At 60.0% G+C, this 23,284-nt stretch carries 23 protein-coding genes and 2 pseudogenes; 11 read left to right on the forward strand and 14 right to left on the reverse strand.

The genetic code is table 11. From position 1 onward, the window contains the following. Positions 1–72 precede the first annotated feature (72 nt). A complete protein-coding gene (locus FXB40_RS11085) occupies positions 73–1,224 on the forward strand; it encodes a CYTH and CHAD domain-containing protein (protein WP_148772253.1) in 1,152 nt (383 codons plus the stop codon). Between the two features lie 287 nt (positions 1,225–1,511). On the opposite strand, the gene FXB40_RS11090 is transcribed toward FXB40_RS11085, so the two are convergent. Then, complete coding sequence (locus FXB40_RS11090) at positions 1,512–3,287, reverse strand: adenylate/guanylate cyclase domain-containing protein (protein ID WP_148772254.1); 1,776 nt, start codon at positions 3,285–3,287, stop codon at positions 1,512–1,514. 230 nt (positions 3,288–3,517) lie between these two features. On the opposite strand from FXB40_RS11090, the pseudogene FXB40_RS11095 reads away from it, so the two are divergent. From FXB40_RS11095 to FXB40_RS11105, 3 genes and pseudogenes are all read left to right on the forward strand, one after another. Continuing rightward, a pseudogene (locus FXB40_RS11095) lies at positions 3,518–4,363 on the forward strand (IS110 family RNA-guided transposase); the annotation flags it as partial. 76 nt (positions 4,364–4,439) lie between these two features. Beyond that, complete coding sequence (locus tag FXB40_RS11100) at positions 4,440–4,721, forward strand: hypothetical protein (RefSeq protein ID WP_148772256.1); 282 nt, start codon at positions 4,440–4,442, stop codon at positions 4,719–4,721. A 362-nt stretch (positions 4,722–5,083) separates the two neighbouring features. After that, on the forward strand, positions 5,084–5,284 hold the full coding sequence (locus tag FXB40_RS11105; protein WP_148772257.1) for a hypothetical protein: 201 nt from the start codon (positions 5,084–5,086) through the stop codon (positions 5,282–5,284). Positions 5,285–5,576: 292 nt separating this feature from the next. On the opposite strand, the gene FXB40_RS11115 is transcribed toward FXB40_RS11105, so the two are convergent. Both FXB40_RS11115 and FXB40_RS11120 read right to left on the reverse strand, forming a co-directional pair. Next, the gene (locus FXB40_RS11115; RefSeq protein WP_148772259.1) at positions 5,577–5,867 is read right to left on the reverse strand and encodes a hypothetical protein; all 291 of its coding nucleotides are present in this window, start codon (positions 5,865–5,867) and stop codon (positions 5,577–5,579) included. 137 nt (positions 5,868–6,004) lie between these two features. After that, complete coding sequence (locus tag FXB40_RS11120; protein WP_246207526.1) at positions 6,005–6,262, reverse strand: hypothetical protein; 258 nt, start codon at positions 6,260–6,262, stop codon at positions 6,005–6,007. Between the two features lie 738 nt (positions 6,263–7,000). Between FXB40_RS11120 and FXB40_RS47760 the strand changes: the two genes are divergently transcribed. Next, complete coding sequence (locus FXB40_RS47760; protein ID WP_187434659.1) at positions 7,001–7,150, forward strand: hypothetical protein; 150 nt, start codon at positions 7,001–7,003, stop codon at positions 7,148–7,150. A gap of 245 nt (positions 7,151–7,395) precedes the next feature. Here FXB40_RS47760 and FXB40_RS11125 read toward each other — a convergent pair whose 3' ends face one another. The 4 genes from FXB40_RS11125 to FXB40_RS11140 all read right to left on the reverse strand — a co-directional run bounded on the left by FXB40_RS11125 (position 7,396) and on the right by FXB40_RS11140 (position 9,166). Further along, a complete protein-coding gene (locus tag FXB40_RS11125) occupies positions 7,396–7,614 on the reverse strand; it encodes a hypothetical protein (RefSeq protein WP_148772260.1) in 219 nt (72 codons plus the stop codon). Next, positions 7,611–7,796: a hypothetical protein gene (locus FXB40_RS11130; protein ID WP_148772261.1), complete on the reverse strand. Its 186-nt coding sequence runs from the start codon at positions 7,794–7,796 to the stop codon at positions 7,611–7,613. Before FXB40_RS11130 ends, FXB40_RS11125 begins: the two co-directional genes overlap by 4 nt. A gap of 59 nt (positions 7,797–7,855) precedes the next feature. Then, entirely contained in the window at positions 7,856–8,458 is a 603-nt protein-coding gene (locus FXB40_RS11135; RefSeq protein WP_148772262.1) for an N-acetylmuramoyl-L-alanine amidase, read from the reverse strand. A gap of 141 nt (positions 8,459–8,599) precedes the next feature. Next, the gene (locus FXB40_RS11140) at positions 8,600–9,166 is read right to left on the reverse strand and encodes a hypothetical protein (RefSeq protein ID WP_148772263.1); all 567 of its coding nucleotides are present in this window, start codon (positions 9,164–9,166) and stop codon (positions 8,600–8,602) included. A gap of 348 nt (positions 9,167–9,514) precedes the next feature. Between FXB40_RS11140 and FXB40_RS11145 the strand changes: the two genes are divergently transcribed. After that, positions 9,515–10,960 (forward strand): DUF1254 domain-containing protein, encoded by a 1,446-nt coding sequence (locus FXB40_RS11145; protein ID WP_210250861.1) that lies wholly within the window; start codon positions 9,515–9,517, stop codon positions 10,958–10,960. Between the two features lie 201 nt (positions 10,961–11,161). Here FXB40_RS11145 and FXB40_RS11150 read toward each other — a convergent pair whose 3' ends face one another. Further along, the gene (locus tag FXB40_RS11150) at positions 11,162–12,160 is read right to left on the reverse strand and encodes an ABC transporter substrate-binding protein (RefSeq protein WP_148772264.1); all 999 of its coding nucleotides are present in this window, start codon (positions 12,158–12,160) and stop codon (positions 11,162–11,164) included. A gap of 132 nt (positions 12,161–12,292) precedes the next feature. Between FXB40_RS11150 and FXB40_RS11155 the strand changes: the two genes are divergently transcribed. After that, a complete protein-coding gene (locus FXB40_RS11155; RefSeq protein ID WP_148772265.1) occupies positions 12,293–12,871 on the forward strand; it encodes a tetratricopeptide repeat protein in 579 nt (192 codons plus the stop codon). Positions 12,872–12,992: 121 nt separating this feature from the next. Here the strand turns inward: FXB40_RS11155 and FXB40_RS11160 are convergent, their stop codons facing one another. Beyond that, the gene (locus tag FXB40_RS11160; RefSeq protein WP_148772266.1) at positions 12,993–13,376 is read right to left on the reverse strand and encodes a cupin domain-containing protein; all 384 of its coding nucleotides are present in this window, start codon (positions 13,374–13,376) and stop codon (positions 12,993–12,995) included. 309 nt (positions 13,377–13,685) lie between these two features. Here FXB40_RS11160 and FXB40_RS49055 point away from each other — a divergent pair, with 309 nt between their 5' ends. The 4 genes from FXB40_RS49055 to FXB40_RS47765 all read left to right on the forward strand — a co-directional run bounded on the left by FXB40_RS49055 (position 13,686) and on the right by FXB40_RS47765 (position 17,215). Next, entirely contained in the window at positions 13,686–14,189 is a 504-nt protein-coding gene (locus FXB40_RS49055) for an alpha/beta fold hydrolase (RefSeq protein WP_148772334.1), read from the forward strand. Next, positions 14,096–14,470, forward strand: coding sequence for a hypothetical protein (locus FXB40_RS49060; protein WP_187436807.1), 375 nt, complete (start codon positions 14,096–14,098; stop codon positions 14,468–14,470). The genes FXB40_RS49055 and FXB40_RS49060 overlap by 94 nt, the downstream gene beginning before the upstream one ends. Positions 14,471–14,741: 271 nt before the next feature. Next, complete coding sequence (locus FXB40_RS11175; protein ID WP_246207527.1) at positions 14,742–16,811, forward strand: adenylate/guanylate cyclase domain-containing protein; 2,070 nt, start codon at positions 14,742–14,744, stop codon at positions 16,809–16,811. A 5-nt stretch (positions 16,812–16,816) separates the two neighbouring features. Continuing rightward, positions 16,817–17,215, forward strand: coding sequence for a hypothetical protein (locus FXB40_RS47765; protein WP_187436791.1), 399 nt, complete (start codon positions 16,817–16,819; stop codon positions 17,213–17,215). A gap of 640 nt (positions 17,216–17,855) precedes the next feature. Here FXB40_RS47765 and FXB40_RS11190 read toward each other — a convergent pair. The 5 genes and pseudogenes from FXB40_RS11190 to FXB40_RS11210 all read right to left on the reverse strand — a co-directional run bounded on the left by FXB40_RS11190 (position 17,856) and on the right by FXB40_RS11210 (position 23,176). Further along, complete coding sequence (locus tag FXB40_RS11190) at positions 17,856–18,113, reverse strand: hypothetical protein (RefSeq protein ID WP_148772269.1); 258 nt, start codon at positions 18,111–18,113, stop codon at positions 17,856–17,858. A gap of 401 nt (positions 18,114–18,514) precedes the next feature. Further along, on the reverse strand, positions 18,515–19,108 hold the full coding sequence (locus tag FXB40_RS11195) for a DUF1349 domain-containing protein (protein WP_148772270.1): 594 nt from the start codon (positions 19,106–19,108) through the stop codon (positions 18,515–18,517). Positions 19,109–19,246: 138 nt separating this feature from the next. After that, positions 19,247–20,164 carry a substrate-binding domain-containing protein gene (locus FXB40_RS11200; RefSeq protein WP_430647086.1) on the reverse strand — a complete coding sequence of 306 codons (918 nt, stop codon included), beginning with the start codon at positions 20,162–20,164 and terminating at the stop codon, positions 19,247–19,249. Positions 20,165–20,201: 37 nt separating this feature from the next. Beyond that, positions 20,202–21,539 (reverse strand): ABC transporter permease, encoded by a 1,338-nt coding sequence (locus tag FXB40_RS11205; protein ID WP_148772272.1) that lies wholly within the window; start codon positions 21,537–21,539, stop codon positions 20,202–20,204. Then, positions 21,536–23,176: pseudogene (locus tag FXB40_RS11210) on the reverse strand (sugar ABC transporter ATP-binding protein). The gene FXB40_RS11205 and the pseudogene FXB40_RS11210 overlap by 4 nt, the downstream one beginning before the upstream one ends. Positions 23,177–23,284: the final 108 nt, after the last annotated feature.

Raw genomic sequence — 23,284 nt, forward strand, 5'->3', positions numbered from 1 at the left:
CGCGACACCGCGCTCGCGCCGCTCCTGACGGCCAAGCTGACGAAACAGCTGAAGCCCATATTCGAGACGCGCGTGGAGCGCGTCGTCATTCCCTTGCATATTGGCGACAGCGATATCGAGCTAGCCTTCGATCAAGGCTGCGTGGCCACGGCGGATGCGAAGCTCGACCTCGCCGAAATCGAGATCGAATTGAAACATGGTGATCGCAGCGAAGTCGCGCGGCTTGCGAAAAAGCTCATGCGCATCACTCCCTTCACGTTGTCCGTTCGCTCCAAGGCGGAGCTGGGCTATGCGTTGCTCGAAGGCCCGCTGGATGCTCCCGTCTTTGCTGAGCCGGTCATGATGGCGCGAGAGGTCACGGTTGCAGACGCCTTTGCCACGGCCGGCTTCGCCTGCCTCCGCCAGATCGCGGGCAACGAGGGCGCGGTGCGGAACGGTGATCCTGAAGGCATTCACCAGATGCGGGTTGGCTTGAGACGGATGCGCGCGGCGCTATCGCTATTCAAGGATATGCTGCATGACCGTAAGGTGAAGAGACTGAAACGAGAGCTGAAGTGGCTTACGGAACAGCTCGGTCCCGCGCGCGACTTCGATGTATTCGTCAATGAGACGCTGACGCCCTATCGCGCCAAGCATCCGGACCGGCAAGAGTTCGAGATCCTGGAGCACGATCTCGAGAGAACACGCAACGCCGGTTTTGCGACTGCAAGGGCGGCGGCTGGAAGCAAACGTTTCTGTAGCGCGTTGCTGGATTGCGCGTTGTGGCTGCTTGATGGCGACTGGCGCAACGATACCGATGCGTTGACGCAAGCGCTGAGGAAGCGCCCGGCGCGTGCCTTCGCGCGAGACGAGCTCGCGCGCCGCATCCGCAAGATTGGCAAGCGGGGGCGCAAGCTTGAGCGGCTCGATTGGCGCAAGCGTCACAAACTTCGGATTGCGGTGAAAAAGGTACGATATGGTCGTGAATTCTTCGCAACGCTCCGTTGCGATGGCCGCAAAGCCGGGCGTAAGCTCGACAGTGCCCTGAAAGAACTTCAGAACGAGCTCGGCATACTCAACGACATGCGCGTGCATCTGGAGCGGGCACGCGAGTTCGCCAGCGCTGGCAAAGCGGCAAAAAAGGCTTTCGCGATTGGCTGCCTCACCGGCCGCGAGGAGAGTTCCGCAAGCGACGTACTGACGAAGGCACTTGCAGCAGGGAAGCGATTGCAGAAGGCCGCCTGACTTGTGATTAACCTGTCACCTGATGGCCAGTATCTGGCCGGGGTCATCCACGGCCCTACAGGAGATGGAGAAGCTGCGGACGAGCTGGACTGGCACTTTTTGATATCGAATAGGGCGATCCGTTTCGGTGTTATGTCAGCATCTGGCCCATCAGCGAAGTGGCGCCTGCTTCATTGAGGTCCGCTTACTGAAAAAGGGCGGACTAGATTTGCCCAGGTTGAGTTCTTTGCATTTTGACCCTGTGCAGACATAGGCTGCTTCGCCCATGCCAAGGAAGTCAACGTGCATCACTCAGGAAGCCCGGTGAGGCGGAGGCCCGCGTCAAATGCGGCCAAATCCTCGGGACGGCGCAGCGGCCACATCTGGGCGAACTTGCCGATGCCCGAAGTCGGATCGATTTGGTGCAGGCGGCCAACCGCCTTTCGCACCTCGTCGTCGCGTCCCGCCATGGCCGCACTTGCCGCGGCCATAATAATCGCAGCGACATAATTTGGGTTGTGTCTCAGCGTTCCCTGGGCCGAAGAAAAAGCCTCTTCGTAGCGTCCGGCGAAGAAGTGAGACAGCACAATGCCGTTCTTCACGATGAAAATCAGCGGATCGAGCGGGCTCAGGCGGATTGCACGTTCGAGATGGGCAATCGCGAGTTCCGGCTCACCGAGAAAGACCCTGATGTATCCGCTGAACCGCCACGCCATCGCTAGGTTGACATTTAGGGCAAGGGCTCGGTCGATCAGCGCGGCACCGTCGTCGAGGGCACCAACCACGAAGGCAAGTGCGAAGCCGGCCTGAGAAAGCGCTACGGCATCATCCGCCCCGAATCTTGCCGCCGAACGGGCCAGTCGCTCCGCTTCAGCGGTTTCCCGCTCACGATCTTCCACCCAGCCATTTGCCTTTCGCCAGACGTAGCAATATGCACACATGCCGTAGGCGGTTGCAAAATCCTCATCGACGCTGATCGCTCGTTGAAAGTTTTGCAAGGCGTCAAGGTTGGCCTGTTTCGTGCCTTGATAGATATTCGCCATCCCCCGTAGAAAATGGTCGTAAGCCGCTAATTTTTCAGTTGGCTTGCGCTTGGCGCGTTCGATCTCGGCCTGTTCGATCTTTGGCGAGATCGCTCCGATGACGTTTGTGGTCACTTCATCCTGGAGATCGAAGATATCCTCAAGACTTCCATCAAAACGATCAGCCCACAAATGCGTCCCGGTCGACGCATCGATCAACTGCCCCGTAATGCGTACCTTGTTGCCGGCCTTACGCACGCTGCCTTCCAGCACATAGCGCACGCCCAGTTCACGGCCGACCTGCTTGATATCGACGGCTTTGCCCTTGTAGGTGAAGCTCGAATTGCGCGCGATGACAAATAGCCACGTCATCCGTGACAGCGCAGTTATGATGTCTTCCACCATGCCATCGGCAAAATACTCCTGTTCGGCCTCGCCGCTCATGTTGGTAAAGGGCAGCACCGCTATGGAAGGCTTGTCGGGAAGTGCGAGCGTGGGCAGATCGGTAGCAGGCGGCGGATCCACCGTTGAGCCGACAGGCCGCGCGCGCCACGCGCGCATCGGCTCGGAAATATTTTTCAACGATTGCTGACCCATATCGTCATATGCGATTTCCGTTTTGCCCCGGATCTGGCGATGAGCGTCGTCGGAAATGCAGATGCCACCAGGGTCGGCGATCCCCTCAAGCCGGGCGGCGATGTTGACGCCGTCGCCGAATATATCGTTGTCGTCGATGATGATGTCGCCGACATGGATGCCGATACGAAATTCGATACGCTTGGCTTCGGGCACGTCGATATTGCCGTTGGCCATGCCGCGCTGAACCTCGACACCGCATCGAACCGCATCCACCGCGCTTGCAAACTCGACCAGCATACCATCGCCGGTCGTCTTGACGATACGGCCGCGGTACTCGGCAATCTTGGGGTCGACAAGCGCCCGCCGGCATTCCTTCAGCCTGGCCAGCGTGCCCTCTTCATCCACGCCCATGAGCCGACTGTAGCCGGCAACATCAGCCGCGAGCACAGCCGCAAGGCGTCGCTCAACCCGGGCGGTAGTCATATTCCAGTTTCCATGCGGGAAATTTGTACGCCCAGGCTGGTCTGAATTGCCGGGAGTGCTCCTGTATTGCGCTACCCCAAAAAGTAAACCGAAAAGTCGGGCTCTCGGCAAGCGGATTGTTCATCGCTGTGCTTGTGAGCACACCTGGCTCCGTTCTGGCTCCTCCACGGGCACGAGAGTGCCAAGGAGTGGGCGCCGCTTGAAGCTCCCACGATTCGGAGGAGCAGCCTATGCAGTCAATTTCAACGATTGGTCTGGATATCGCGAAGTCGGTCTTTCAAGTGCATGGCGTCGATGCAGCCGGTCAGGTGGTCATACGCCGTCAGCTCAAGCGCCGCTTCGTGCTGTCCTTCTTTGAGAAGTTGCCGCCGTGCCTGGTGGGAATCGAGGCTTGCGCGTCATCCCATTATTGGTCCCGCGAGCTGCGGGCGTTGGGGCATACGGTGCAATTGATGCCTCCGGCCTATGTGAAGCCCTACGTCAAGCGGCAGAAGAACGACAGCACCGACGCGGAGGCGATTTGCGAGGCGGTCACGAGACCCAACATGCGGTTTGTGCCGATCAAAACGATCGAGCAACAGAGCTGTCTGATGCTTCATCGCGTGCGCCATCTCTTCATTCGCCAGCAGACTGCCGTCATCAACTCAATCCGCGCTTATCTGGCAGAGTTCGGGGTCGTCGCCCCCGTCGGGCGCAGGGGTGTCGAACAGCTGTTGGAAGTCGTCGCCGATCCAGCTGAATGCCGCCTTCCGGAGGTGGCCCGTGCGTGTCTTGCGGCTCTCGGCAGTCAGTTGCGGGCACTGAAGGCTCAGATCCTGGATTTCGACCGGCGCATTATCGCCTGGCATCGCTCAAACGCGACGAGCAAGCGACTGGATGCGATCCCCGGCGTCGGTCCAGCACTGGCAACGGCGCTAGTCGCGAGCGTTGCCGATGCCAATGCCTTCCGATCGGGGCGGGACTTCTCGGCCTGGGTCGGGCTCGTGCCGAAGCAGAACTCCAGTGGGGGCAAGGACAGGCTTGGCAGTATTAGTAAGCAAGGCGATCGCTACTTACGCAGCCTGTTCGCGGCAGGTCACCCTGGGAAATTTACGGGTGGGTTGCTGCCTGATTTGGATCAAGCCATCACCGGTTGGCGCCGCACCTTTAGGCATGGCCAAACCTGACTCTCTTGCGCTCTTGAGCGTCACCGCTAAGATTGCATCGGGGCTCAAACGTATCCTTGGGTTTAGCGAACCCAAGTTCGGCGCCATGTTCGATGAGGCAGCCAAGTTCCGTGGCGAGTATGAGTACTGCCGCAGGCAGGCGGGCATGACGCGCGACCCGTCCTCGAAAGCTCGGTGGCTCTTGTTTGCCGCCGAATGGCTAGAGCGGGCAGAAACCGCCGAGGCTCTTGCGAAACGCGAGGCAGCTGAAACTGTCTCCGCGAAGTGAGGCCGCCCTGGAACAAGCGTACACTTTGGGACTTAGCGAGGCAGTGCCAATGGACCGCGATTTTAAGAACCAAGTATTTTCCAGCTACGACCCTAACCCCATGCGATCCTGCAACGACGGCGGCAGGAAGTGAAGCCTGCGCTCGTCCGGTTAATGCTCGACTCTCTCACTGGACGAACGGTGCGCATGTTCAAATGCGAGTGCGGTAGCCAGATCTGGACCGAGGATAATGGGTAAGGCGCTGGCCTGTTTCTGACCTCAGTGGCCTCATTTGTAGTGTTCACTTCTGAACCGACGTGCGACCAACGGCGTATTAAAGATTGGGAACTCAAACCCCCACGGCTAGGACCCGAGGTAGCGTCATGCAGCATCGTCGCAGGTTCACACAAACCACGTCCCTCGAAGAACGCCTCGCCCAAGAAGCCGAACGATTGAGAGAGCAAGCCAAGAAGCTTCCCCACGGCCCAGCGCGCGAAATCCTCCTCCGCAAAGCCAGACAGGCCGAGACCGGCTCGCATATGAGCGAGTGGCTGACCTCGCCCGGCTTGCAGGCGCCAAAATAGAAGGTCCCTCAGCCAGCCGCGAGTTGCCCCGCGTATATCCGAACGCGGCCGTTTGTGGTCATTCTGAGCCGGCCAGACAGATGGGCCATGTAGCCCAGAGCAATCAACCGGTCGCGGTGTGCAACAGGGATTACGGGTGCGGGGCCATTTGGGGGCACATTGCCAACCACAAGCAGCGATGCGAACTCTTTATCGGTCAGGGGTTCTGTTTTCGGGGGCATACCCTCAGACTGAACCGCATCGACAATCCTGCCTGTTCAATTTTGCTCAAGACAGAAAAATAAAGGCCGCCTCAGTTGGCCGCCTCTTTCATACCGATGATCGCTAGCCGTTGGTTGCCACGCTCAAAGGCGGGCCGAACATCGGCACCGCGGGATCCACAGCCTTGGCAGATAAACCGCGGCTCGATATCGGATAGCCTTACATTGTCAGGCCAGCGGTCGGCATCCAGAGCAACGTGATGGCCGCAATGGCAATAGACCAGGACGCCGCGCAGGCCCATCTCGCGCATCTCTCCGAAGGTGATCTTGAGCGGCCGGCCGTCGGCGTGCGTAGGTGCTTGGTGGCGGGCAGGACGAGGCATGCCGCCATCGAAGCGCGGCGCGAGCGAGAGTCAAATTATTGTCGATTACTGGTGGCTCGGGGCGCGCGCGAGCTACTGCGCGTCGTGGGTGTGGAGAAGTCTACGGCGGCAACGGCATAGGGCTTCAGTCCCCTCTTTCAGCGCATGAGCGCGCCGAAGGTTAGAAACTCGCACCCGACAACAACAGAACTGCACCGATTGCCATAAGGAGAATGCCCGGCCAATTCTTCGAGCCCCAAGAATCCCACGCCGCGCCGTCGCGGCTCCAGAGTGCCGCGAACCGGCCGGCCGGAATCCGGGCCGCTAAGCGATCCCCGCCAAATAACAGCGCGCACCATGTACAAGACACCGCCGAGAACGAGCAGCGCGCCAAGCCCCATCAGGATATTGCTCATAACTCGAAGCTCCCGGGTTGGTGGTCGCCCCGATCACAACCTTCCTCAACGCGCGCGGCGCTTTAAAGGTCCTACGCGGCACCGGCGCGTCGCCGATTGCTTTTCCCCGTGGCCGACGGTTGAGGCGGTAATCAAGGGACCCGCCGGTTCACGCTGGCGGGCCTCGTCCTCTCGGAAAGCTTGGCAATAGCGCCAGGAACTTCGACTGGTCGCGCGCGTCGTATCCGAGCTCCGGCCCCACTTGCGCCCCGAAAGCCCCCCGGGCCGCGAGAAAAACTTTCAGAGAGGTTGGCGACCTTAGCGCTCCCCGCGCCGAGGTCGTTTGGCGGCAAATGAATAGGAACAGCGGCTCGCGTTATTGGTTTTCGACATGCGAACGGCCATTTTGTGTATCGGCCGGACGTCAGAAGCACCCTCGGCCCCGGCTCATCCCTGGGGCCATTTTTTGTGGGCATCCTCATGCAGTAGGGCCGCCTTGGGCTGGCATTCAGGCATCTGCCGCTGCATATTTCCACCTATGGAGACGCGCGAGGACTACCTGCTCCGGCTAGGGCCCTCATCAGCAGCCCCTGCAGATCGATGGTGGCGGCGGTGGATAGGGCGGCAGCGCAGGTGGGGTGCTGTCCGTATTTGACCCCGAGTGTCCTAAGTTGAATTCGCGCGACTGTCCTAGTTTGCTTTTGGGAACGGCAACCTGACCGACGGAGTTTATTCGCGGGGCGGACATGGAGACATCCCATGTTGACGCTGCTGGTACTGGCCGGGACCGTGTTGATGATGATCGTCATCACTCTCGTTCTCTTTAAAGCCGCTGGGCTGAAGCGAGTTGAAGATTTGATCCCGACGCCTAAGAAGACCGATAAATGGGACCGTCTTCACGAGGAGTAAGGCCGCTCGCGGACAAAGTTCATTGTTTTAATTCCCCTCCGCGAGTGTCGGAATCGAAAGGGGCCACCTCGCGGTAGCCCCTTGCCGGTTGAAATCTTGTTCGGGATGAAATGCCAGCCCCGGCCTGCGTAGTTCAACTGAGAGCGGCGCGAATGTGGAGTCCGGGCAACTCCGGTGTTCCCGTACCGGAACTTGGACTGTCCTAATTTCCCGAAATGAGCCCAGTGGTGGGACTTGGCTGTCGCCTATGGCCTTCCCAGCCGGGGCGGCCCTCCGTCGAGCACGCCGACGAAGTTGAGCAGCAGCAGGATGATGATCAGCACGCCGATCACCAGTATCGCGACCTTGGCCACGCGGCGGAAACGCTCCTGCAGCGGTAAGACATCGACCAGATAGCTCAGCAGCCAGAGGATCAGGCCGACAACGATGATGTAAACCACGAGATAGGTCAGACCGGAGATCATGGCCGTGCACTCCTCTCAATGCAGCTTTGCAGGATGCTTTCCCGTCGCTCCATTGCGTTGCTGACTTGGTGCAGCGTGTAGGCAAAGCCTGCGAGCACGATGATGTTGATCACCAGCAGGGCGAGCACGAAGGGTGTGCCCTTGAGCTGCTCGACCACCTGCCGCGCAAGCTCTCCGGTCATGGCCCTACGTGACCGGGACGCCGTTGATGATGATCGCGATCTCGCCGGTCACCTCGACATCAAGCCGAAGCGTTGGGCGGTGCCTTGTCGGGCTTCGGTGGCGGCTCGGTTTGTCCAGGCGGGGGCTCGACAACCTCTTGCGATCCGCCGAGCACGCTGGCGATGGCGTCGCAGATCGAGCTGAACTGCGCCTGATAGGTGGCAGCGTCGGCTTCGCTATCGACAAAGCAGGTCTCGATCAGGATCGAGGGCATTTCGGTGCTGTTGAGGAAGAACAGATCGGTGCGTTTCTTCGCGCCTCGGTCGATCAGATCGCCAGCCTCGGCGATAGCGCTCGACATTTCGCCCGCAAGCGCGCTCTGCGTCACGAACAGCACCTCGGTGCCCATCGGCTTGTCGGTCTCGACATAGGCGTTGAAGTGCACCGAGACATCGAGATCGCGCTGCTTGGAATTGTGAAAGTCCACGATGCGATTCAGGTTCTCGCTTTGGCTCTGGCTGACATCGTCGTGGTAGGTGGTGACCTCGGCATTGCGTTGGCGCAGCTCATCGGCCACTTGCTCGACCACGCGGCGGGCCTCGTCGACTTCATCGAGCACGCCAGAGGCACCGCGGATGTATTTGCCATGGCCTGACGAGATCACGATGCGGCCGTAGCTCATCGCTCGGGGCTCCACGAAGAAACCGGCCTCGATGGGGCGAGAGCCGGTTAAATTCCAGTCGCGTTGTGTAGTGGGGGCGCTGAACAGTCACACCTGTGGCCGCGCCAGCGCGCGTGAAGAGATCACCCCGGAACCGAGAAATCAATTCCCGGCAGCGGCGGGAAGATCCGTTCTGAGCCGATCTGGACCTCGCTGGTCAAGGCGGGCTCGGGCCTCGCTGTAGGACATGCCGCGACCGAGCTGCTTGGCTTCGAGCCGCCACGCGCGATAGCTGCGGTTGAACTCGTGCAGTTCGCCGGCAGCCTGCGGGTGGGCGATCCTCTCCTCGATGTACGCGACCGCGCTGCGCGTGCGCATCAGCACCGTCTGATGATCGGTGAGCGGGATGCCCATGTGCGCGGCGGTGTTCTCGATCTGGCGCTGCGCGGTCTTGGCGTCGGCCAGCAGCACGCGCCGCTCGGGATGCCGCAACAGTCTGGCGTTGACCTCGGTGGCAATCAGGCGGGCCTCGCTGCGATCCCTGGCCCAGTATGCGCAGCTGATGCGCAGCCCGCGCCATTGTCGCCGCAGCGTGAGCAGGCTGTGCAGCAGATCGCGCGAGAAGCCGACGACGCTTTCGTCGCTTGGCAGCGCGCCGACATAGACCGCGACGATGCCATAGATTGCGAGATATTCACGCTCTGCACCCCTTGGCAATTTGAGCGCCATGGCTGTTCCGCTCCAACTCGCGCACGACCAAGACTATTTCAGTCCTTGCCTTGGCGATAGGGCGCGGACCTGGCCCCAAGTGACGCAGACCAGTGCGCTGATGTCCGACACCAGCGGCGGTCGAAGGATCATAGCAGGTGAGTCCGCTTTACTAGTGACAGCGGACCACGGCGAGCCTCTGGGCGACTTCGCCTGGGCCAACAGCGGTCATGGCACGCTTGGCTTTAGAGTGCAATTAATGGTATGCTTCAAAGATTAAGGTCAACTGGGCGTCGTGTTGAGCCGCTGAATTTTCCTTAGGTTCGACGAGCGCTTGTCTCCCCTTTGAACCAAAGTGCGGAGTTCGCCATGAAATCGACCCGACGATCATTCGTAAACGGCGCGGCTGCGGCCAGCTTGGCATTCACAATCCTCAACGGAATGCCCCTGCCTGCAAACGCACAAGCAGTCACTCCTGAGGAAGCGCAGCAAATCGCTGAGGACGCCTATATCTACGGCTATTCGCTCATCACGACCGAAGTCACCCGGGTTCAGATGAGCAATGTGCCAAAGGTTGAAGGGCTTACGGCGCCGACCGGACAGTTCATCAACATTCCGCGGTATCCGCCGGCGGATTATCGTGGCGTTTCGGCGCCAAATGCGGACACACTTTATTCTCTGGGTTGGCTCGACCTCACTGAACCGCAGGTGTTCAGTCACCCAGATATGGGCAATCGTTTCTATTTGTTCGAGGTGACCGACCTTTGGATGTCGGACTCCGAGTCATCGCCGAGCAGACGCACGGCTGACGGCAAGGCCGCCAACTACCTGTTCACCGGCCCTGGCTGGAAGGGCGAGGTACCGGCAGGCATGAAGCAGTTCCCCATGGCGACGCGCTACATGGTCATTCTGGGCCGAACTTATGCCGATGGCACCGAACAGGATTACAAGGCAGTTAACGAGTTGCAGGCACAGTACAAGATCACGCCGCTTTCCTCATGGGGCAAGTCGTATACACCTGTCGCGCCGCCGGTGAATCCGAATCCCGGCTTCAGCATGACCGATAAGCCGCAACCGGTCATCATAGCTATGGGAACGGAGGGATATTTCAATCTCTTGGCGAAGCTAATGGGTGGGGATGCACCGCCAGCAGCGGGAGATGGCCCCATCCTCGCGAGCATGGCGAAGATCGGTATCGTACCCGGCAAGCCGTTTGAGATGAGCAAACTCGATCCCGCTGTGCAGGCTGCATTGAAGGACATTCCGCAATCAGCCCTGAAGAAGATTGAAGACAACAAGGCAGCCTTGGGCGGGATCATCGACGGCTGGGTGGTGACAAAGGGACTAGGTACCTACGGCCCCGACAGCTACATGATGCGCGCTGTGGTGGCGGCATTCGGTTGGCCCGCCAACCAGCAGCGGGATGCGGTCTATCCCTACACGGAGACCGATTCGACGGGACAGAAGCTGACGGGCGCAAACAAGTACACCTTGACCTTCGCCAAGGACGCGACGCCGCCGGTCAACGGCTTCTGGTCGATCACCATGTACATGATCGACCAGGGCTGGTGGTTCGTTCCCAACCCGCTGAACAAATTTACCGTCAGCCTGCGCGACAATCCAAAGTTCAGTGCCGATGGTTCGCTGACGCTTTACCTCCAGGATGAATCGCCGGGTAAGGACAAGGAGGCGAACTGGCTTCCGGCTCCGAAGGGCGAGTTCATTCCGATGCTGAGGATGTACTGGCCGAAGGATGAGTCGCCTTCGATCCTGAACGGCTCGTGGAAGCCCCCGGCGGTGCAAAAAGCGAGCTAAACTTGTACCGCGCCGGCGCAAACGCACCGGTGCGGTATTTCCCAACTGCGCAGTTAAATCGGAGACAAGTTCAACGTCCGAGTTGGGTCATTCTCGTCGTTTTGACAGCGTAACCGGCGCTTCCGGTCGCCTTCGGAGAAGCGGACGATCACCAAACCGATGGGCAGGTCTCAAACGGGCCATAACCGGACCTTTGCTTGTTTACTCAATTACTTTGTCGGCGCTCGCGAGAAGTGCTTGAGGTACGGAAAGGCCCAGCTGCTTGGCAGTCTTGAGGTTGATGGACAACTCAAATTTGGTCACTTGATAGATCGGGATATCGCCGGGCTTTGCTCCTCGGAGAATAGCGTCGATATTGTTGGCGACGCGCTTATACAGTTCGATCAGGTCGAAAGAATAGGCCATTAAGCCCCCGGCCTCGACGGATTCAGTAAATCCGGAAATCGACGGAAGGTTCGCGTCGCCGAGCAACTTGACGATCATGGTACGGTTTTGAAAGGTCTCAGGTGAATCGGCGACCATGACCGCATTTGCACCGTCCCGGGAGATGCTCTCGACCGCCGCCCGCCAGTCCGTTTCTTTGGAACCAATTTCCAGTAAAGACACTGGAAGGCCCGCTGCCTCGGCCGCCGCTGCGATTGGAGAACCCGTGAAAGGACCGCTGTTTTGAATGCGAAGCGCGAGACAGCCAAGTTTCGATAACGCCGGAAACATCTCGCGCAACAGCGCAATCCGTTTTCCATGAATGGACGGGCCGGGGTCAACGCTGGCTCCCGTGAAATTGCTGCCGGGATGAGCCAGACTTTCGGCGATCCCTGCTTTAACGGGGTCGGCAGTGACTACTGCGATCGGAATACGCGATGTCAGTTTTTTGAAGATAACTACGCCAGGGCCAGTGGCGAGGATGACATCCGGGTTGCTCCGAACGATTTCCGCCGCCAGGGCTTCGAAGCCGGATGTATTTTGCTCTCGGCCGTAACTTTCGACCGAGAGGTTCTGTCCCTCGATCTGCCCCAACCGTCGAAGCTCGGCGAAGAAGGCTCGAGAATATCTGTTTCCGCTGCGCTCATGCCAGTCCGCACCCAGCTCCGATGGGACGAAGATAGCAAGATGTTTCTTATTGGCGTTCTGCTGTGCCGCCGCAGCGAGCGGCCATGCCACCGCACTACACACGACACCGAGAAAAGCCCGCCGCCTCATGTCCAGTCCCTAGCTTAGATTGTATGCATCAAGACGATCCCTAAGAGCAAATGTGCAAAGGGGTGGTTCGGTGCATGGGACAGCGCCTCTAGGAGTATCGTCTCTGTGGCTGCCAGACGAAGAGGTAGGTCGTTGATCAAAAAGATCGATGAGGATGTCACATCGACCGCGGCCATCCAGACTGTCGCGTCAACGTTATCAGCGTCGATCGCCAATGCCCGCTCGACGAACCGCGCGCTTCAAGGCCTGACAGAGTGCGAGCGAGCGTTGGAACTAGATCGCAATTTTGCTGACGCCCACGCGATGATTGGTCTCGCTAAGTATATGATGGGTTGCGGCGCAGAGACCGAGGCGCACGTAAACCAAGCATTGCGTCTCTCTCCTCGTGACATCCTTGCCTACCGACGGCTGTCGCCAGTGGCGTTTTCCAAGTTGCAGATCGGTGCAGATAACGAAGTAGTCAGCTGGTTCCGTCGCGGTATCGAAGTGAACCGAAATTTCCCCCTCGTACATTTTGGGCTTGCGGCTGCTCTCGCCTTACTTGGCAAGCTGAACGACGCATACGCCGCTGCGAAAGCAGGGCAAGCGCTCGATCCCACATTTACTATTCGTCGTGTGAAGAGCATCTCAATGAGCAATAGTACGCCGTATCTCGAGGGAAGTAGGCGCATCCTGAAAGGGCTGCGCTTGGCGGGGATACCTGAGGAATGATGTCCGAAGTGGGTCAAAATGCGAAGAAGCAAATCTTGTCCGCCATGCCTCAGCATAGCGGACCTCGTGGAGCGATGCTGCCACTTCGCCGAAGGGCCAACAACGGAAATGAGCCCGAACATCATTTCTGCTTCCGTGGATCATCCTCGGGATTCAGGTAGTCGATACCTGTTGGTCCGATCCCGGTAACCTCAAAGATCACTTCCTCGTCTCTCGTTTCGGCAAACTGCCAAACCTTGGGCGGCACATGCGAAAACGTCCCGGGTGGAAAGCTCAAGAGTTTCGATGTATCGACCTTGTCACCGAGCGCTGAATAATATGTCCCCGAAATGATAACGCGAACGCGTTCGTCAGGGTGAGAGTGCACAGGCATTTTGGAATTTGCCGGTATCTTGAGGCGAGCAGTATACAGGCCAGGCTTGCCCGGATTGCCGTGAAGCACCGTCGTTTGCGTCCCCTTCGGCATGGAGGGGATTGGTGCCCATTTGATGTCGCTCGACGTCACGCGGTTGTATTCAAGCGAACTATCTTCTGCCAGGACTGTACAAATTCCGCTCGTGGCAAGTATGGCATCAAACCAGCTATGGTCTTGAAAATGCGCATCTCGCGCTCCATTGGGACTTTTACGGGCCGGCGGCCGCGAAGAATATTAGACGACGAGATCGAGTTGCATCACCCTAACGGGTGACAGTTGGGATGTCTGCTTACCTTGTCACTTTGGTGGCAACTCTTTATGGTCAACGACTAATAGTTGTGGATTACGAAACAGAGGGAGATACGCGTCGTGACAAGATTTCACGTTACTCGCCGCCGCATGCTTCGCACTGTTGCAGCTGGCGGTCTCGTGGCAACAGCGGCATCCGGCGTGACTGGTGCCGCCCGCGCCCAATCGGCGCGAAAGACCTTCGTCTTGGTCAGCGGAACTTATTGTGGCGGCTGGATCTGGCGCCGGGTCACGGACCGGCTCGAACAGAGCGGCCACAAAGTATTCGCTCCATCCCTGACGGGTCTAGCAGAACGCTCGCACTTGCTGAGCAAGGACATCAATCTTGACACCCACATTGCCGACGTCGTCAATCTGGTCCAATGGGAAAGTCTCGAGAACGTCTGCCTTGTGGCGTGGTCCTATGCTGGCTTCGTAGGCGCAGGCGCACTCGAAAGCATTGGCGGTCGCGTCTCCTCAATCGTGTGGCTTGATGCCTTTCTGCCGACCGACGGACAGCAGTGCCGGACCTCTCGGTCGAGGCGGTTCGCAAGGCCGTGCAGTCTGCTGTTGAAACGGGCACGGCAGGCTTTGGTCCGCCGAAGTTTGGGGTGACTGCTGTCGCTGAACGTGATCAGCCATTCGTAAAGTCCAAGGCCACAGCGCATCCGGTCGGCACGTATGTCCAGCCGATCAAACTTTCTGGGGCGCTCGAAAAGGTTGCAAAGAAAACTTACATCCGCCTTCCGAAATTTCCGCAGCCAGTTTTCGATAAGGCTCTTGCGGACTGCAAAGGCAACAAGTCTTGGTCCACATTCGAACTGCCGGACGCTGGGCACATGGCCATGCTCGATGCACCGGACCGCCTGAGCGACTTGATCCTGCAAGCCGCGTGAGATCGACTCCCCATAACGTAAGGTGCAGACATCACGCCGGAGTGCGCCGCCTTGGTCAAAAGCATCGCTCTAACACGTCGCCGTTCACTTCCGGTCTACTCCGATGATCGGACGTGCTCAGGCTCGCTTGCCACTTCGCTGATGGGCCATGACCGGACATCCCCGCGATCAGACGTTTGGCAGAGCTAGCCCAGCCGAGAGGCCTTCCGGCGGCTGTCCATCCAAGCCTGCAATTTGGTGTATAAGGGGAAGGGGGTTGGAGATCAGGGCCATGGCTGCCTCGGGTCAGGACCGCATCGAACGCCGACTTGCTGCCATACTGGCTGCCGATGTGGCCGGCTACAGCCGCCTGACAAGTGCGGACGAAGAGGGCACGCACGTCCAGCTTCAGGACCATCTGCGCGCCCTTGTCGATCCCAAGATCGCTGAACACCGTGGCCGGGTCGTCAAGAACACCGGCGACGGGATGCTGGCTGAGTTTAGCAGCGTAGTGGACGCATTGCGCTGCGCTCTTGATGTCCAACACGGGATGGCCGAGCGCAATGCCGAGGTGCCAGATGAGAAGCGCATCGAGTTCCGGATAAGTGTAAATGTCGGCGATGTCATCATCGATCGAGATGACATTTTCGGCGATGGCGTGAATGTGGCAGCGCGTCTGGAGGGATTGGCGAAGCCCGGTGGCATTTGTATCTCCGAAGATGCGCACCGGCAGGTTCGGGGCAAGTTCGATGTCACCTTCGAGGACGCAGGCGAACAGCAACTCAAGAACATCGCACGGCCAGTGCGGGTCTTCCGAGTCGCTCTTGATGATGCGCGGCCCGCCAAGCCAATCTCGCAGCCGCACAACGCTGCGCTAGCTGTGCGTCGCGACAGGTCGAGCGGGCGCGTCACGGCGATTGGAGCCGCAGTCGTGCTGATCGCCGCCGCCGGTGGCGCTGCATTCTACTTCCATCTCGGCCGCGCGCCCGTCGTTTCACAGATGCCGGACCAGCTGGCAAAGCCCTCCGAGCGCTTCTCCATCGTCGTGCTCCCCTTTGCCAACCTATCCGGCGATACAAGCCAGGATTATCTGGCAGACGTCATCAGCGACGAACTGACCACCGGCTTCTCGCGTTTTCGGGACATTTTCGTCATCTCCCGGTCAACCGCTTTCACTTACAAGGGCAAGCCAACCAACGTGCGGCAGATCGGGAAGGATCTCGGTGTGCGCTATGCGCTAGAAGGTAGCGTGCAGCCGAATGGCGACCGGCTGCGTGTGAATGTCCAGCTCATCGATACCGAGAGCGATGCACATATCTGGGCTGACCAATTTGACGAGAACCGGTCCGACCTCTTGCAGATGCAAGATGCCATTGTTACGCGCATCGCGCACGCGATCGGTATGAAAATGATTACAGAAAGAGCCCGTTTGGCGCAAACTCGCGCTGCTAATCCCAATGCGGAAGACCTTGCTTTGCGCTGCTCCGCGGCCTTAATGCGCGCGCATGCGACGTCGGAACGCGATTCTGCCTTCCGCATGTGCGAGCAGGCATTGCAGATCGACCCTGAGAATCTTCGCGCAGCGTCCCAAGAGTCATTCAAGTTCACCCACCGCGTTGCCAATTATACGAGTCCCGATCGTCAAGCTGATCTTCGACGCGCGGACGAACTTGCCTCCTTAGCCATAAAGATCGATCCAAACTACTCCCAGGCCCACACGGCCAAAGGCGATGTTCTACTATTGGCGGGGCGCTATCGGGAGGCTCTTTCCTGGGCGCGTCGTCGGAAGATACCGGTTGTAATGGTGCGCAGCCATACCAAGCTGGATTCGCTGGGCGCGGAATATGGTCGTCTCGGCTCTCTGGCTGTCGTCGCAGACGACGCGACGGGGCAGTTGGTCGATGTCGTTAACGAAATGAAGACGGCCGTACGCCTTTTCGGCGGCGCGGCGCTGCCGGCGCATTTCCCGCCATATGTGGGCTCCGAACAATTCAGACGGCTGACCCGTTTACGGATGGCCGCCATGCTCCGTAACAATCGCATGGCAGCCCGCGTCCTGAGCGTGGCCTTCGGGTCGGCGCTTGACAAATGGAGTGGCCTCTATGTCACGCTGACCGGGGACTTCGATGAGAACGCTGCGCGTAATATCGTGGAACGCATGAGCAACGAATTGCGAGCAGAAGGCTTGCCGCTCCGACATGCCGGTAGCTTTGGATTCGATTTTGCCGCGACCGAGTGGTTCCGGAATTCCATAACGGGCCGATATGCGGTTCGCATCGCGTTATCTGATTTTCCTGACACCATCACTCGACGGCTAATTACCGAGATCGCGGGGTGGTGGGGCCGCAACCAACGCCAATAGGGGTGTTGTTCGGCGACGCCGCCGGGTGGCTATGCCAAAAGAAACGACAGCGAGGCGAGGAAGGCGGGCAAGTCCGCCGGAGCTTGCCGTCGCCCAGCGACGTGGTCGCCGACTTCGCGCTGGGTGCGATCATCGAGCGCTGCTGCGCCTGTGGACGGCTATCCGCTTCGAACATCGGAGAAAGTGCGACCATGCCCATTCTTGAGAACGCCAAGGAATACATTCAGCGCGCGACCGGGCTGCGCCGTCGAGGCAGGAAGGCGGCTCCGGAACTCGCCCGTGCGCGAAACCTCACACTGTCCGCTTCAAAGATGACGGTTTCGTCCCCAATCACCCGCGATGGCCGCTCATCATCTACCGAAGCGCTGTCGATATCGGCGAAGGGCACGACCCGGCGGCCGTGATGGAAGAGCTCTTCGAGGGCAACGGCTCGGGCGATACTTGGCGTGACGGTATCTATGACTGTACGCAGCGGTAAATCCTTGGCCAGTCGCCTTTTTGAAGCGCCGCTCAGCCTCGGCCAGGTGCTTGGAGCCATCTTGCTTAAAGAAATTTCGGCTGTCGCCTGTGTAGTGGTAGCCATGGAAGAGAACTGCGCAATGCCTAGCTTCTGATGAGGAAAGAAACCTCGCGGCGCTAAATAGTGTGCCTAAATCTCGGCGCGCCATTCCAGCAGTTGGCGACTAGTCTGGGGACGCTCGAAATCGAAGAAAACCTGATCCGCCGCGACCTGACGCCGGCACAGCGCGCGAAGCTGATCCGCGAAGCGGAAGTTCAGTGAGTGTTCCGACGTGGCGTGTCCAGCGTCTCGCATCAGTGAGCGATCCTGCGTACTGTAGGTGCAGGCGAACGCTGCGGAGACCTTATAGAGAATAGCGCTTATAAAGCTGCGACTGGCCCGCAGAGATTGAGCTCGCGTTAGGGAGGATGGGGGTTGCATGTCTTTGCTCCAGTTTGGCGCGGATTGGGCGCGCGGGCTTTTTCCTGGAAGACTTTGGCAATGGCAAAAAAAGCCCCGGCTGAACAAACCGGGGCTGGGAAATCTTAGTCGTTATCGTGATGGATTACAGTCTTCTCTCGATTCCCATCACTGTCTTCTTTCTTGATGACAGTCTTGCTCTCCGTCGTGGGCTCGCGCTCCTTCACAACGGTCGTCCGGTCACGCTCCACCACAGGCCGATCACGAGTCTCGCCAACCGTCACACCGGCACCCACCGGGCCCGCGTGCACGCCTATCTCATCCGCAAACGCTGGGGCGGCAACAACCGTAGCCAGAGCGGCAGCAAATAAATACTTCATCATAGTCTCCTCCAATCTTGTGAGTTCTTAGAACTGATAGGTGCGACATATTGTTCCCTGCAAAGTAGCTAGTATCAGACCTCGGGGTGCTTTCGATAAAACCGCTGCGCGTGGGTTGTGCACGCCTTCGATGCGCGAAGAGGAAGCAACGGTCTTGAGGCACGAGCTTGCTCCGTCCGCACGGACAATAGTGGCGGACGGCGTGGAGTCTGCCGGAACGAAGAAGCGACGATGAATGAGGCGATGTCGTCCCGGAGACCGGCGAAGCGATGCTGGCGTGCTTGCGTCTGCGGATGTAGGGATCGAACGAGCGTAGCCGGAGCTGGGGGCAGAGCCACGCAGGCTGTGCGTTTGCCCGTGGCCATACATAACGAAGGCGCCGGTTCCACACGTTCGCCGCTGCTCTAGCTGAGATCGTGCAGATCTTTGCCAAGCGGCGGTTTCAGGGAAAATTTCGTGAACGTAACCGGCAATCCCTCTCGTTCGGGCGTGCAAGCCATAGGTCCGACCCAGTAGGATCCCGCTTTGGTGAAAGGAGCCAGTCGGACGAGGGGCCAGATTTTGCCATCAGCCGACGCTTGCAATCGCAGAACGCCGCCGGTGACGGTGACGCGCATCCAGAAATCGCCGGCATAGTGCTGGTAGGGGGCTGTTGCCCAATCCGACTGCCCGTTGGTCAATACGCTCGAAAGCATGGCGCGCCCGTCCGAAAACTCGATTCCGGCTTTGACCCAGTGCTCCGCATCGATGCGCACCATGATGCCGGCTTGATCATAGAGTTCCTGAAAATCGCACTTGACGCGCAACTCGGCAGTGAACGCCTCCGCGGTCTGAAAACCCAGAAAGTGGCCGCTGTCGCGGCAAAACCCGTAATGAGTTTTTTGCCAGAAGTCGGTGGCCTTGTCGGTGACGATCTCGAGGCCATCGCCCTGCGCGGTCCACCGTTCCGGTTCATTTAGCCAAACACCATCGTGCCTGGCGAAGATGGCAGCGCTCATGTCAAACCTCAAAGATAAATGCCGATTCCACCGGATGTCGATCTGGCGCGGTAAGACGGCCGCGAGGTGAACGGAGAGCCCGGTGCGAGATGAAGCACCCGGCTCTCCGAAACACACTTCAGTGTGGCCAGATCAGGGCTATCCGTTCTTCTTCAGGATTTCCGACGCGTTCTCCTTGGTGATCAGCATCGTCGGCAAGGTGATGACTGGCTCGAGCTTCTCGCCCTTGAGCAGCTTTGCCGCCTGCCTCAATCCTTCAGCGCCGGGCGTTGCGTAGAGGAACGTCGCGGTGAGCTGGCCCTTGGAGACCCAGGTGACGCCTTCGTCCGGCAATCCGTCGATGCCGATGATGAACCTGATGTCCTTGTCGCGGCCGGCGTCCTTGGCCGCGAGATAAGCGCCATAGGCCATCGGATCGTTATGGCCATAGACCATGTCGATCTTCTCGTTGTTGCGCAACGCCGTCGTCATGATGTCGTAGGCCTTGTCCTGCTTCCAGTCGCCCGACTGGTTGTTGAGCAGGTTCTTGATGCCAGGCTCCTTGTCGGTGAAGGCATGGAAGCCGTCGTGCCGGTCGTGCGCAGGTTGCGTGCCCATGCCACCCCAGATTTCGACGACGTTGCCGGCCGCCTTGCCGGGACCACCGAGCAGCTTCACCGCGTGCTCGCCGGCCGCCTTGCCGATCGCGACGTTGTCGCCACCGATGAACTGGGTGATGCGCTTGGTGTCGACATTGCGGTCGAGCACGATGACGGGAATCTTGGCGTCGATCGCCTTTTCGACCACGCCGGTCAGGCCGGCCGATTCCTTGGGCGAGATCAGCAGCACGTTGACCTGCTGCACGATCAGATTGTCGCAATCGGCGACCTGCTTCTGGGTCTTGTCCTGACCGTCCGTAATGATGAGGTCGATGTCTGGATGGTTCTTCGCCTCGGCCTGGATGTCCTTGTTGAACTGCACGCGCCAGGGCTCCAGCGTGGTGCACTGGCTGAAGCCGACTTTCGACTTGCCGGCGGCCCTTGCAGGCGTCCAGCCAACCGGTAGATAGATGGTCATTGCGGCACCCGCCGCCGTGGTCGACATCTTCAAGAATTCACGACGCTTCATCGAGATCCTCCCTTGCGAGTTGGGCCTTTGCGGCGCTTGGCGGCCGATGGGGTTCGGCCGTTCTCGGATCGGCCTGTGCTTCGCCCGATCGGCGAAACCGCCATCGCGCGACGAGCTGGCCGAGATTCTGTTCCTGCACCAGTACGGTGCAGACGATGATCAACCCCTTCATCACGAGCTGGACATTGGAGTCGATGTTCTGAAGTTGCAGGATGTCGGAGAGCAGGCCGAAGATCAGGACGCCGACGAATGTGCCGGCGAGGCCGCCGCGGCCGCCCATCAGGCTGGTGCCGCCGATCACAACGGCGGCGATCGCGTCGAGCTCGAGGCCGGTACCTGCGTCAGGCTTGCCCTGCCGGTACTGCGCGACGAATAGCACGCCGGCGATCCCCGCGAGAAGGCCAGACAATAGGTAGGCCGTGAGCTGCACCTGCGCGACCTTGATGCCGGAAAGCCTTGCGGCCTCGATGTTGCCGCCGATCGCGTAAGCGTAGCGCCCAAAGGTGGTGAAGCGCAGGATCGCGCCGAACAGGCAGATCGCCGCGAGGAAGAAGACGCTCGGAACCGGCAATACGCCCCACAGCATCGAGCGCAGCAGCTCGAAGGCCTCGGTCGCATTGGTGCCGGTGTAAACAGGTACCACGGCATTGTCGGACCCTGCCGTCAATCGCGCGATGCCGAGTGCGCTGACCATCATCGCGAGCGTCGCGATGAAGGGCTGTAGCCGGCCGGCGACGATCAAAAGCCCGTTGATGCCGCCAAGCACCATCGCGAGGCAGGGTGCGATCAGCAGGACACCGAGAACACCGAATTTGGCTGGTACCTGGTTCATCGTCCACCACCCGATTGCGATCGCGGCGAGGAGGCCGAGCAATCCCGGAATGCCCATACTTTGCCAGCGCGTCAGCGAGACCTCCCGTCGCCGCCCGGCACTGACATAGCGGCCACGCGCGAGGCCGGCGAATACGAAGCGCGCAGCCAGCGCCACGGCAGCGCCGCCGACGAGGATCGCGGCCGGCACGCCCATAACGGACGCCGAGGTCCAGCCGGGCTTGGTCAGCAGCATCGCGCAGATCACCGTCGAGAAGCCCATCACCGAGCCGACCGACAGGTCGATGCCGCCGAGCAGGATGACCATGGTCATTCCGGTCGCGACCAGTCCGGTGATCGAGACCTGGCGCAGCACGTCGGTCAGATTGCCGTAGGACAGGAAGATGTTGTGGCCGGATGACGTGTGCGGCGAGATAAGGGCGCCGATCAGGCAGATCAGCAGGAGTCCCCAATAGAGCTTGGTGCGGGAGAGCAGGTGGACCAGGGCTTTCATGATGCGGCTTCCTGCGACCAGTTCGCCATTCCTGGTGCCGCAAGGCGCATCACCGTCTCCTGCGTTGCGTTCTCGCGTGCGAGAATGCCGGTCTGCCCTCCCTCGCACATGACGAGGATGCGGTCGGACAAGAGCAGGAGTTCGGGCATTTCCGAGGTGACCACGATGATGCCGAGCCCCTGCGCGGCGAGATCGAAGATCAACCGGTAGATCTCCTGCTTGGCGCCGATGTCGATGCCCCGGGTTGGCTCGTCGAGCAGCAGGATGCGCGGTTCGGTCGCCAGCCATTTGCCGATCACGACCTTTTGCTGGTTGCCGCCAGACAGCGCGGCGGCTTGCTGGCCGATGCCGGTGCAGCGAACCGACAGTCGCTTGATCATGTCGGCGGCGAGTGCGCGTTCGCGGGCGAACGTGCGCAGGCCAAATCGCGCAAGCGCGCCGATCGAGGGTAGCGCGACATTGTCGCAGATCGAGGCGGCCAGATGCAGGCCGCGCTCCTTGCGGTCCTCGCTGACAAGCGCGATGCCGAGATGGTAGGCGTCGGATGGAGAGCTGATGTCGACCGCCGCGCCGTCGATCGCGATGCTGCCCGTCCGCCAGCCGCGCGCCACGCCGAATATCGACTCCAGGATCTCCGTCCGGCCGGACCCGAGCAGGCCACCTATACCGAGGATCTCGCCGCGCTTCAGCTCGAAACTCACGCCATGCAGCATCCGCCTCCATCCGTGTGGGCCGAGCGTGTCCAGCGTCAGGTCCTGCACCGAGAGGACGACCGCGCCGTCCCGCGCCGTCGCGCCGCGCTCGTTCGCTGCCATCTCGCGCCCGACCATTGCCGAGATGATGGCTCCGCGCGAGAGTTCGTCGATTCGCGCCGTCACCACCCGCCGGCCGTCGCGCAGCACGGTGACGCGGTCGGCAAGCTCCAGCACCTCCTCGATGCGATGCGATGTGTAGATGATCGCGACGCCTTCGCGCGCGAGCTGACGCACGATCTTGGACAGCGTGTCACATTCCGACGACGACAGCGCCGAGGTCGGCTCGTCCATGATGAGGATGCGCGCATTGAGCGACAGTGCCTTGGCGATCTCGACGAGCTGCTGCTCGCCGACGCGCAAGCCGGCAATCCTGGTGTCAGGCGCGATCATGACACCGAGGCGGGCCAGCAGGCGCTCGGCGGCTCTGACCATCCGGCGCCGGTCGATCAATACGCCGCCGATCAACGGCTCTCGGCCAAGGAAGATATTGTCGGCCACGCTCAGCTCGGGAACGAGGTTGAGTTCCTGGTGGATGATCGCGACGCCGGCCTATTCCGCGTCGCGTACGCCGTTGAAGGACCCGGCGTAGCCCTCGACCAGAATAGTGCCGTCATAGCTCGTGTGCACGCCGGCTAGGATCTTCATCAGGGTGCTCTTGCCGGCACCGTTCTCGCCCATCAGCGCGTGCACTTCGCCGTGGCGAAGATCGAAGTCGACGTCGTGGAGCGCCTTCACGCCCGCAAAGGATTTGGAGACCCGCTTCGCGCAGAGGACGGTGTGTCCGCCCGGCACACCAGCACGGTTGCCAAGCTCGACCACGCGAGAGGAGCGCGGCGTCCCGCGCTCGTCGTCCGCCCCGAGCGCGCCGAAGCGTGTCTCCATTGGCTTTCCTCCCGGCGTGCTGTCAGTCCTTGAAGACATCGAGCCGCAGGTGATCATTTTGCTTATTAACTGATATGCTAGTTATATCAGTCGACGCTCGTCAAGCCT

Origin of the sequence: Bradyrhizobium rifense, from assembly GCF_008123425.1 — a bacterium.
GTDB lineage: Bacteria > Pseudomonadota > Alphaproteobacteria > Rhizobiales > Xanthobacteraceae > Bradyrhizobium > Bradyrhizobium rifense.

Excerpts from the sequence above, each read along its gene's own strand:
- FXB40_RS11090 (WP_148772254.1), bottom strand. The coding sequence starts at position 3,287 with ATGACTACCGCCCGGGTTGAGCGACGCCTTGCGGCTGTGCTCGCGGCT.
- FXB40_RS11100 (WP_148772256.1), top strand. The coding sequence starts at position 4,440 with ATGGCCAAACCTGACTCTCTTGCGCTCTTGAGCGTCACCGCTAAGATT.
- FXB40_RS11105 (WP_148772257.1), top strand. The coding sequence starts at position 5,084 with ATGCAGCATCGTCGCAGGTTCACACAAACCACGTCCCTCGAAGAACGC.
- FXB40_RS11115 (WP_148772259.1), bottom strand. The coding sequence starts at position 5,867 with ATGCCTCGTCCTGCCCGCCACCAAGCACCTACGCACGCCGACGGCCGG.
- FXB40_RS11120 (WP_246207526.1), bottom strand. The coding sequence starts at position 6,262 with ATGAGCAATATCCTGATGGGGCTTGGCGCGCTGCTCGTTCTCGGCGGT.
- FXB40_RS47760 (WP_187434659.1), top strand. The coding sequence starts at position 7,001 with ATGTTGACGCTGCTGGTACTGGCCGGGACCGTGTTGATGATGATCGTC.
- FXB40_RS11125 (WP_148772260.1), bottom strand. The coding sequence starts at position 7,614 with ATGATCTCCGGTCTGACCTATCTCGTGGTTTACATCATCGTTGTCGGC.
- FXB40_RS11130 (WP_148772261.1), bottom strand. The coding sequence starts at position 7,796 with ATGACCGGAGAGCTTGCGCGGCAGGTGGTCGAGCAGCTCAAGGGCACA.
- FXB40_RS11135 (WP_148772262.1), bottom strand. The coding sequence starts at position 8,458 with ATGAGCTACGGCCGCATCGTGATCTCGTCAGGCCATGGCAAATACATC.
- FXB40_RS11140 (WP_148772263.1), bottom strand. The coding sequence starts at position 9,166 with ATGGCGCTCAAATTGCCAAGGGGTGCAGAGCGTGAATATCTCGCAATC.
- FXB40_RS11145 (WP_210250861.1), top strand. The coding sequence starts at position 9,515 with ATGAAATCGACCCGACGATCATTCGTAAACGGCGCGGCTGCGGCCAGC.
- FXB40_RS11150 (WP_148772264.1), bottom strand. The coding sequence starts at position 12,160 with ATGAGGCGGCGGGCTTTTCTCGGTGTCGTGTGTAGTGCGGTGGCATGG.
- FXB40_RS49055 (WP_148772334.1), top strand. The coding sequence starts at position 13,686 with ATGCTTCGCACTGTTGCAGCTGGCGGTCTCGTGGCAACAGCGGCATCC.
- FXB40_RS11175 (WP_246207527.1), top strand. The coding sequence starts at position 14,742 with ATGGCTGCCTCGGGTCAGGACCGCATCGAACGCCGACTTGCTGCCATA.
- FXB40_RS11190 (WP_148772269.1), bottom strand. The coding sequence starts at position 18,113 with ATGATGAAGTATTTATTTGCTGCCGCTCTGGCTACGGTTGTTGCCGCC.
- FXB40_RS11195 (WP_148772270.1), bottom strand. The coding sequence starts at position 19,108 with ATGAGCGCTGCCATCTTCGCCAGGCACGATGGTGTTTGGCTAAATGAA.
- FXB40_RS11200 (WP_430647086.1), bottom strand. The coding sequence starts at position 20,164 with ATGACCATCTATCTACCGGTTGGCTGGACGCCTGCAAGGGCCGCCGGC.
- FXB40_RS11205 (WP_148772272.1), bottom strand. The coding sequence starts at position 21,539 with ATGAAAGCCCTGGTCCACCTGCTCTCCCGCACCAAGCTCTATTGGGGA.